Annotated in this window: 1 pseudogene; it reads right to left on the bottom strand. The window is 69.5% G+C overall.

Annotated features, from left to right (window positions below):
• Window positions 1-532, bottom strand: a pseudogene (locus ADL29_RS11075) (amino acid transporter); the annotation flags it as partial.

Genomic DNA, 532 nt, shown 5'->3' with positions numbered 1-532 from the left:
CCAGCTTCGGGAAGACGAGCAGGGCGACTCCGACCATGGCCAGGACGTTGCCGTGCTCGGTGGTGAGGGCGTGGGACCAGTCGGTGACGACGTGCGGGGCGCTGGCGACGTGCCACAGTCCGACGACGACCACGACCACGTTGAGGGCGAGATAGAGGCCCACCAGGGCGACCGCAACCCCGATCGCCTCGAGGAAGCCCTTGAGGAAGACCGCGCCGAGCAGGGCGACCAGTGATGAGGAAGTCGGTGGCGGCGAAGCCCAGCAGCGTCAGGACGAACAGCTTGCCCTTCCAGAACGACAGCAGCCGCTCCAGCATCGCGATCGAGCCCTGGCCGTGCGGGCTCTCCTTCGCCACCCGGCGGTAGACCGGCAGCGCGCCGGCCAGCGTCACGATGACCAGGACGATGGTGGCGACCGGCGACAGCAGGCCCGCGGCGAGGGCGGCGATGCCCGGCTGATAGCCGAGGGTGGAGAAGTAGTCCACACCCGTCAGACACATCACCCGCCACCACCGCTGCCCCTTGTGGGCGG

Source organism: Streptomyces chattanoogensis (assembly GCF_001294335.1).
GTDB lineage: Bacteria > Actinomycetota > Actinomycetes > Streptomycetales > Streptomycetaceae > Streptomyces > Streptomyces chattanoogensis.
Note: the sequence above shows the minus strand (reverse complement) of the source record. Positions and strands in the feature narration are given on the sequence as shown.